This is a genomic window from Gordonia sp. i37 (genome assembly GCF_002043085.1).
Classification (GTDB): domain Bacteria; phylum Actinomycetota; class Actinomycetes; order Mycobacteriales; family Mycobacteriaceae; genus Gordonia; species Gordonia polyisoprenivorans.
This window is the reverse complement of sequence record NZ_MVPX01000465.1, coordinates 1-8,765: the sequence shown is the minus strand read 5'-3', so window position 1 is coordinate 8,765 and position 8,765 is coordinate 1. Positions and strand designations below refer to the sequence as shown.

Genomic DNA, 8,765 nt, shown 5'->3' with positions numbered 1-8,765 from the left:
GTCGTCGAGGCGCCGAGGACGCGCTGATGGTGCTCATCGGGGCGTCCACCGGCGTCGGCGTCGGCCGCCTGATCGTCTCGCCGATGGCGGCGGTGCACACGCTGCAGTGGATCTCGATGCCGTTGACGTTGGTGATCGGCGTGGCCGTGGCGTTCTGGGTGATCCGGATTCGCCGGGCGGCTGCGCGACGCACCGATCTGCGGTCCTTCTCGGGCGAGGTCCTTACCGAGGCTCGCGGTCGGCTCGAACAACGCATCGCCTCACGGAGCACCGAGGCCGAATCACGTCTGGCCGGGCAGATCACCCGGCATCATGAACGACGGGTCCGCCAAGTCGCCGCCGACGTCGCCGACATCGACGCGTGCCTGCGCCGCTTGCGCGCCGGGCCACCGTCCGGGGCCACCGCGGAGTCGGCCCGGTTGGCCGGGTTGCGGCACACCGTTGCGGCACGGCTGGCCGAGGTGTCGCGGACAGAGGTACGGGCCGAGACGACCACCGCACCCGCGGTCACGAGGAGTGAGCAGTGATGGAACCGTTCGTACTGGGCGAGGGTGGCGACCCGGACGACGACGCGGCGGCCGGGCTGTGGCACGGCGATGCGGAGATCGAGGACGCGGCCCATCTCGCCGGACTTCCCGACACCCCGCTGCCCGGTGAGGAACCCGACACCGGCGCTGACGACCACCTGTGGATGTACGACGACGGTCGGGTCTGGGATCTCGGTCCAGCCGACGTCGACACCGACGCCGACGGCGTCGCCGACTCGTTGACCCGGACCGGCCCCGACGGCATGACCGTCTACACCGACCGCGATCACGACGGGCGCGTCGACACCGTCACCCATATCGGGTCCGACGGCGACTACGAGGCGCACCGGCTGGCCGCCGACGGGCGCACCTGGGTACCGACCGATTCGGGCAGGCTCGACTGACTCCGTGGCCGTACAACGGGCTCTCCGGAGCCGTACAACGGACCCGCAGATGGGCTCCGCAGGGGCCGCCGGGGGCGTCCACAGGGGCGGTGAATCGGACTTTCGTGAGCATCTCAAGCCGCTTTTCCGGGGCGACTTCCCAGGTCACGGCGGTTTCGGGTTTGTCGGCTGTCGTAAGTGGACCTATGGAAATGTGGCATATACCGCATCTGTTAACCCCGCCACCTAGCGGACGTTCGGTGACCGTATCCTGGGGATAAGCCGCCGTACCCCGGTCACCATCGATGGTGGCCAACTCCGAGGAGGAGATATGACCTCAGCAACCATTCCCGGATTGGATCCCGACAGCGCCCCGACCACACATGCGGGTTTGCTGGCATGGGTCGCCGAAGTCGCCGAGTTGACCCAGCCCGACCGGGTGGTGTGGTCCGACGGCAGCGACGAGGAGTGGGAGCGGCTGACCGCAGATCTGGTCGAGGCCGGGACGCTGGTCAAACTCAACGAGGAGCGCAAGCCCAACTCGTATCTCGCCAAGTCGGACCCCGCCGACGTCGCGCGCGTCGAGTCCCGGACCTTCATCTGCGCCAAGACCGCCGAAGAGGCGGGCCCCACCAACAACTGGGTCGATCCCGACGAGATGCGCGCAACGATGACCGAGCTGTACCGGGGCAGCATGCGCGGCCGCACCATGTTCGTGATCCCCTTCTGCATGGGGCCCCTCGGCTCCGACGACCCGAAGCTCGGTGTCGAGCTGACCGACTCCGAGTACGTCGTGCTGTCGATGCGCATCATGACCCGCGTCGGCCCGAAGGTTCTCGAGGCGCTGGGCGACGACGGCTTCTTCGTCAAGGGTCTGCACTCGGTGGGTGCCCCGCTCGAGCCCGGTCAGGCCGACGTGCCCTGGCCGTGCAACCCCGAGAAGTACATCACCCACTTCCCCGAGGATCGTGAGATCTGGTCCTACGGTTCGGGTTACGGCGGCAACGCGTTGCTGGGCAAGAAGTGCTACGCGCTGCGGATCGCGTCGGTCATCGCCCGCGACGAGGGCTGGATGGCCGAGCACATGCTGATCCTGAAGCTGACCAGCCCGGAGAACAAGGTGTATTTCGTCGCCGCGGCCTTCCCGAGCGCGTGCGGCAAGACCAACCTCGCGATGATCCAGCCCACCATCCCCGGATGGAAGGCCGAGACCGTCGGCGACGACATCGCATGGATGCGCTTCGGTGACGACGGCCGTCTCTACGCGATCAATCCCGAATTCGGGTTCTTCGGTGTCGCCCCCGGCACGAGCGAGGACTCCAACCCGAACGCGATGAAGACGATCGAGGCCGGTAACACGCTCTACACCAACGTCGCCCTGACCGACGACGGTGACATCTGGTGGGAGGGCATCGGCGGCGAGACCCCCGCGCACCTGACCGACTGGCTCGGCAACGAGTGGACGCCCGCGTCCGATCACAAGGCCGCACACCCGAATTCGCGATACTGCACCCCGATTTCACAGTGCCCGTCGTTGGCGCAGGAGTGGGACGATCCGCAGGGTGTGCCGATCTCGGCGATCCTGTTCGGCGGTCGTCGCAAGACCACGGTGCCGCTGGTGACCGAGGCCCGCGACTGGCAGAACGGCGTGTTCATGGGCGCCACCGTCGGCTCCGAGCAGACCGCCGCCGCCGAGGGCAAGGTCGGCACCGTCCGCCGCGACCCGATGGCGATGCTCCCGTTCATGGGTTACCACGTGGGTGACTACTTCGCGCACTGGATCAACCTCGGCAAGAACGCCGATGCGTCGAAGCTCCCGAAGGTCTTCTACGTCAACTGGTTCCGTCGTGGTGACGACGGTCGCTTCCTGTGGCCGGGCTTCGGCGAGAACAGCCGCGTGCTCAAGTGGATCATCGGGCGCATCGAAGGTGAGAACGAGGGCGTCAACACCCCGATCGGCATCGTCGCCAAGCCCGACGAGATCGACGTCGAGGGCCTCGATCTGCCTGCCGAAGACCTCGCTGCCGCACTCGATTTCGACCCCGAGGAATGGCGCCGCGAGTTGCCGCTCATCGAGGAGCTGTTCGACTTCGTCGGCGAGAAGCTGCCGACGAGCCTGTCCGATGAGCTCGACCAGCTCAAACAGCGCCTCGCGTGAAAGCCTCGATCATCCGTTGAGATGACACGGGACTCCTGAGGTATCGTTGCCCCCTATGAGACTTCGCTCGTGGGGGGCAGCGTTCGTTTCGGCGCTCGCCGTCACGCTGACCATCGGATCCGGCGTGGCGACGGCGGTGCCCGGTTCGCCGGTTCCCGACCAATCCATGGTCACCTCGCGATATGTCGACACCGAGATAGTGCCCGGCATACCGTCTTTCGGCGCTATTTCGGGAATCGACCAGACCGCCAACGGCGACTACGCGATGATCTCGACCGATGTCGGGCGTGCCGGTCCCGCCCGGTTCTACACCACCCACATCGACTACTACCCATCGGTCGGCCAGCTCGGCGTCCCGCGCTTCACCGGCGGCGGCACTGTGCTCAGCCCGCTCAATCTGCCGCTGCTGCCCGGTGATGCACAGTTCGAGGGCATCCGGTCGGTCGGTGGCGGCTACGTCGTCGTGAGCGGCGGGGCGCATCAGTTCGTTCGCCAGATCGGCCCGTTCGGTACGTTCGTCCGAGATCTCCCGTTGCCTGCTGCGTGGCGCCCGACCCGGACCGCAGGCGTCAACGGGCAGAACGGTCTCACCGGGGTGGCCGTCGGGCCGCGCGGACAGATCAGCGTGATCACCGCCGGCGGGCTGCGCCAGGACCCCGGTAACGCGGCCCGGCTGCTGACCTTCGGATTGGGTCGCGGGCAGAGCGAGTACGTCTACCGCACCGACCCGGGCAAGGTCGCCGCCGACGTCATCGCCGTCAACAACACCGATTTCCTGGTCCTCGAACGCGGTCGCGGACGCGTGACGAGCATCTACTGGGCCACCACCCGCGGCGCCGACGCGGTGACCGGCAAGGCCAAGCTCTCCGGCTCCGAGAAGGCGATGCCCAAAACCGAGGTCTTCTCGGCCAACCCGCTGCCGCAGCTGGTGACCGGCAACATGTCCGGAATGGCATGGGGCAATTGGCTTCCCGACGTCCGCGGACAGAACTATCGGGCGCGGATGCTCTACGTCGTCACCAACAACATGTTCGCCGGCCTTACCCGGGTGCACGCGATCGAGGTGCGCTTCCCGCGTCGCTGACCCAGTCGGCGGATACGGGCGGCGCCCGCGACCGGGGTGAGTTCAGGGACAACCCCGATGGCCATTCGGGCGCCGACCTGGCACCGTGGTGGCCATGACATCAGCGCACGCAGAGATGACGCAGCCGAGCGGCACGGCCGCCGCGGCCGGATCCGAGGGTCTGACCAAGGTCTACGGGTCAGGTGACACCGCCGTCCACGCGCTGCGAGGCGTGACGATCGAATTCGCGGCCGGACAGTTCACCGCGATCATGGGTCCGTCGGGGTCGGGGAAATCGACCCTGATGCACTGTCTCGCCGGCCTCGATGACGCCACCGGGGGTCGCGCCTACATCGGTGACGTCGCCCTCACCGGGCTCTCCGACAAGGAGATGACCAAGCTCCGACGCGACCGCATCGGATTCGTGTTCCAGTCGTTCAATCTGGTGCCCACCCTTACCGCGGCCGAGAACATCACCCTGCCCCTCGACATCGCCGGCCGGCCGGTGGACAAGGAATGGTTCGACACCGTCATCGGTCGCCTCGGCATCGGGGATCGGCTCGATCACCTGCCGACCGAGCTGTCCGGTGGCCAACAGCAGCGTGTTGCGTGTGCCCGCGCACTGGTGGGCAAGCCCGAGATCATCTTCGGTGACGAGCCGACCGGCAACCTCGATTCCCGCTCCTCCGGAGAGGTTCTCGCGATCCTGCGCGCGGCCACCGACGAGTTCGGCCAGACCGTCGTCATCGTCACCCACGATCCGCGCGCCGCGTCCTACGCCGACCGTGTGGTCTTTCTCGCCGACGGCAACATCGTGCGGGAGCTGACCCGACCGACCGCCGACGACGTCTTCGAGGTGATGCGCCACCTCGATGACAAGCCGGGGGATGACAAGCCGGGGGATGAGACACCGGTCGACGGGCTCACCGGCACTACGGATTCCGGTGCAACTGCTGCCGGGCATGCCACCGCCCCGGTCGACCCGACCGACGGAACGCCCCGTGGGCGCCACGAGGCACGCTGACTCATGGCCGCATCATCGGTGATGCGCAAGGTCTCCCTGCGAAACCTGCGTGCGCACAAGCTCCGATTGTTCCTGACCGTCTTCTCGATCGTCCTCGGCACCTCGTTCGTCGCCGGTTCGATCGTGTTCACCTCCACCATCTCCCACGCGTTCAACTCGATCTTCGAGGGCGCGGCGCAAGGCGTGGCCGTCGAGATCACGCCACAACGATCGACCTCCGACGGGGTGCCCGACAGCGTCGTCGACCAACTCCGGGAGCGTAAGCAGGAGCTGGGGATCGACAAGATCGTCACCAACCAGCAGGGGCCGGTGACGATCGCCGGCGCCGACGGCAAGGCGCTGCAGACCGGTGGCGCCCCGAGTATCGCCACCGCCTACATCCCACCGGATCAGGCGATTTCCTCGGAGAGACTGCTGCCCGGTGGCCGGGCGCCCAATGGGCAGAACGAGATCGTCCTCAACTCCTCGGCCGCCGACAAGGGCGGCCTGAAGGTCGGATCGAAGACGAAACTCGTGATCGGACAAGGCAGTACGCAGCCACTGGAGGTAACCGTCGTCGGCCTCGTCGACCTGCCCACCTCGACCGGCGGGTACGTCAACGTCCAGTTCGACCAGCAAACCGCTTCCGACATCTTCTCCGACGGTTCGCATGTCGCGGTGGTCGACATGTCCGCGGTGTCCGGGGTGTCCGCCGACGAACTCGCCAAGCGGGTGTCGGCCCTCGTCGACACCGATCAATTCAAGGTCCGCACCGGCGACCAGGTGCGCGCCGACGAGAAGGCCCAGGTCAACCAGTTCCTGACCATCTTCACCGGAATCCTGTTGGCATTCGCGGCAATCGGGCTCATCGTCGGTACCTTCATCATCTACAACACCTTCTCGATGATCGTCGCGCAACGCAATCGTGAGCTCGCCCTGCTGCGCGCCATCGGTGCCAGCCGGCGTCAGGTGTCGCGTTCGGTGCTCTTCGAGGCGTTCGTGGTCGGCGTCATCGGCGGGCTGGTCGGGCTCGGTGTCGGTGTCGGGTTGGCCGCGGTGTTGAAGGCGGTGGTCGGCTCCGCCTCGGGTCTGCCGAGTGGCTCCCTGCAGGTCGGTGTGTGGGCGGTGCTCGCCGCGCTGTTCGTCGGCATCGTCGTCACGATGGTCAGCGCCTGGGTACCCGCAGTCCGGGCCGCACGGGTGTCCCCGGTGGAGGCGATGCGCGCCGGAGTCACCGAAGGTGCTGCACCGCTGCGGAATCGGACGCTGGTCGGCGTCGTCTTCTTGCTGATCGCCATCGGCACGATCGCCTGGGGTGCGATGGGTGCAGGCCTGTTGCGCGCGGTGGTGGTCGGTATCGGCGCGGGTGCGGCGATCGTCGCGTCGGTGTTGGCCGGACCGGCACTGTCCAAACCCATCGTCGGTGGTCTCGGCCGGGTGATCGGCGCCCCGTTCGGCACGGTCGGACGGTTGGCCCGCACCAACGCGGTGCGCAATCCGCGGCGCAGCGCGGCAACCGCTTTCGCGCTGACCCTCGGTCTGATGCTGGTCGCCGTGATCGGCACGCTCGGAGCCTCGTTCAAGGGAACGGTGGATCAGGCCGTCGACGCGGGCATCCGAGCCGACTACATCGTTGCGGGCACCAACAATTCGCCGGTGCCCGAGTCGGTGGCCGGGGCGGTCACCAAGGTGCCGGGCATCTCCGACGCAGTGTCGTTCGGCATCGTGTCGGCGCGTATCGACGGTCAGGCGCGTACCGGGTTCGCCGCTCTCGGTGGCGATCTCAACGGTGTATCGGTACTGAACATGCTCGACGGCGCATCCAGCAAGTTGCCGGCCGACGGGATGTTCATCAGTGAACGCACCGCCAACGAGCGTGGCTGGAAACGTGGGCAGACCCTGACCTTCACCTCGGCGGACGGAACGCAAGTGCCGGTCACGATCGCCGGTGTGTACCAGGACAACGAGGCGCTGCAGCCGTGGATGGTCGGGTCGCAGGTGTATGAGAAGGTCATGCCGGAAACGAGCCGGATCACGTTCGGGCTGTTCGTCAAGGCGGCACCCGGTACCAACCTCGACACCCTGCGCACCGATCTCGAGAACGCGACGTCGGGGTATCTGACGGTGCAGGTGGAGACCCGCGAGCAATACAAGAGCAGCATCTCCGAGCAGATCGATCAGATGCTCGCGACGCTGTACGCCATGCTCGGTCTCGCCCTGCTCATCGCGGTCCTCGGCATCATCAACACACTCGCGTTGTCGGTGGTGGAGCGCAAACGCGAGATCGGCATGCTGCGCGCGATCGGAACCCTGCGCAGTCAGATCAGACGGACCATCTATCTGGAGTCGGTGCTGATCGCGATCTACGGGGCCGTCCTCGGCGTCGTTCTGGGTTCGGTGATCGGTTGGGCTCTGGTGCGCACGCTCGCCCGGTGGGGGCTCGGTGATCCGGTGCTGCCGTGGAGCTTGATGGGCTGGACGCTGCTCGCCTCGGCCGTGGTCGGCGTGTTGGCCGCGTTGTGGCCCGCGGTGCGAGCGGCGCGGACGAAACCGCTCGAGGCGATCGCCGAAGGATGAGTTCTCCGGGTTGTCGGGGTTGGTGGCCGCGGTTTGGCACAATCGGCGCATGACTCAGCCACCGGAAGATCCGTGGGACCCGAATCGTCCGCCGCCGCACACGCGTGCGTTCGACCCTGATCAGAATCCGGCGGAGTACCCCGACTCGGGTTATCCCCAGACAGGGTATGGCCAGACGGGATATGACCAGTCGGGTTACCCCCAGGGGGCTTATACGCAGGGCTATGGTCAGGAGCCGGGCGGCCCGCCGCCCACCGGACCGTACGGTGAGCCGCCGTCCGGGGGCAGCGGAGGCGGGGGTCGGCGGACCCTGATCCTGGCGCTTGCGGTGATCGCGGCCCTGGTGTTGATCGTGGTCGTCGCAGTGCTCGTCGTCCGGAGCACTGGTGGTGGTGATTCGACGGCGTCGCCGACGACGACGAGTACGGTGTCGGCGACGTCCTCGACCACCACACCCACAACCACGACCACCACCGAGACGACAACGGAGGAGACGACCACCGCGCGGGTCCCCTCGGGAGCTGTCGTCTACCAATTGACCGGCAGCGGTGACGTTGCCGGTGTGCGCTACCGCAAGGGTTCGGAGTTCGTCATCGATCCGGTCACCGCCGCGCCATGGTCGATGACGACGACGGTCACCGGCGGTTCGGCCGAACTCACCGCAATCGTCGTTCGCGGTCCGGTGACCTGCACCATCATGCACGGTCGCGAACAGCTGACCTCGACCACGAGTAACGGTGGTCTCCTCCGCTGCGTGGCGGACCTGCCGAACTGACCATCGCTTCACCCGTTGCACCGATGGGTATCCGGTCCACCGTGGCCCGGTTCCAGCACCGGCGCAGCCGGTCTCGAGGCTCGCCGCACGCGGCTCGCACCTCGACCATCGGGGGGGCGTTCCCACCCGACGACCCTTCCCACCCGACGACCCTTCCCATCCCGGTGGTCGAGGTGCCGAGGAGCGCCAGCGACGAGCCTCGAGACCTATTGTGCCGACGGGTATCCGATGCACGGTGGCCCGGTTCCAGCGCTGGCGCAGCCGGTCTCGAGGCTCCCC

The 8,765-nt window shown here is 67.2% G+C and carries 6 protein-coding genes and 1 pseudogene; all 7 read left to right on the top strand.

Going from position 1 to position 8,765, the window contains the following annotated elements; genetic code table 11:
* Window positions 1-527 (top strand): annotated as a pseudogene (locus B1964_RS22760) (hypothetical protein); the annotation flags it as partial.
* Window positions 527-931 (top strand): DUF6802 family protein, encoded by a 405-nt coding sequence (locus tag B1964_RS22755; RefSeq protein WP_006369401.1) that lies wholly within the window; start codon window positions 527-529, stop codon window positions 929-931. The pseudogene B1964_RS22760 and the gene B1964_RS22755, both read left to right, overlap by 1 nt.
* A 310-nt stretch (window positions 932-1,241) precedes the next feature.
* Window positions 1,242-3,068, top strand: a complete 1,827-nt coding sequence (locus B1964_RS22750; RefSeq protein WP_079931384.1) for a phosphoenolpyruvate carboxykinase (GTP) — start codon at window positions 1,242-1,244, stop codon at window positions 3,066-3,068.
* Window positions 3,069-3,123: 55 nt separating this feature from the next.
* On the top strand, window positions 3,124-4,152 hold the full coding sequence (locus tag B1964_RS22745) for an esterase-like activity of phytase family protein (RefSeq protein ID WP_079931383.1): 1,029 nt from the start codon (window positions 3,124-3,126) through the stop codon (window positions 4,150-4,152).
* Window positions 4,153-4,246: 94 nt separating this feature from the next.
* Complete coding sequence (locus tag B1964_RS22740; RefSeq protein ID WP_253194131.1) at window positions 4,247-5,155, top strand: ABC transporter ATP-binding protein; 909 nt, start codon at window positions 4,247-4,249, stop codon at window positions 5,153-5,155.
* 3 nt (window positions 5,156-5,158) lie between these two features.
* Window positions 5,159-7,711 carry an ABC transporter permease gene (locus B1964_RS22735; RefSeq protein ID WP_006369405.1) on the top strand — a complete coding sequence of 851 codons (2,553 nt, stop codon included), beginning with the start codon at window positions 5,159-5,161 and terminating at the stop codon, window positions 7,709-7,711.
* A gap of 49 nt (window positions 7,712-7,760) precedes the next feature.
* Entirely contained in the window at window positions 7,761-8,486 is a 726-nt protein-coding gene (locus B1964_RS31200) for a hypothetical protein (protein ID WP_253194130.1), read from the top strand.
* Window positions 8,487-8,765 lie beyond the last annotated feature (279 nt).

Excerpts from the sequence above, each read along its gene's own strand:
- B1964_RS22755 (WP_006369401.1), top strand. The coding sequence starts at position 527 with ATGGAACCGTTCGTACTGGGCGAGGGTGGCGACCCGGACGACGACGCG.
- B1964_RS22750 (WP_079931384.1), top strand. The coding sequence starts at position 1,242 with ATGACCTCAGCAACCATTCCCGGATTGGATCCCGACAGCGCCCCGACC.
- B1964_RS22745 (WP_079931383.1), top strand. The coding sequence starts at position 3,124 with ATGAGACTTCGCTCGTGGGGGGCAGCGTTCGTTTCGGCGCTCGCCGTC.
- B1964_RS22740 (WP_253194131.1), top strand. The coding sequence starts at position 4,247 with ATGACATCAGCGCACGCAGAGATGACGCAGCCGAGCGGCACGGCCGCC.
- B1964_RS22735 (WP_006369405.1), top strand. The coding sequence starts at position 5,159 with ATGGCCGCATCATCGGTGATGCGCAAGGTCTCCCTGCGAAACCTGCGT.
- B1964_RS31200 (WP_253194130.1), top strand. The coding sequence starts at position 7,761 with ATGACTCAGCCACCGGAAGATCCGTGGGACCCGAATCGTCCGCCGCCG.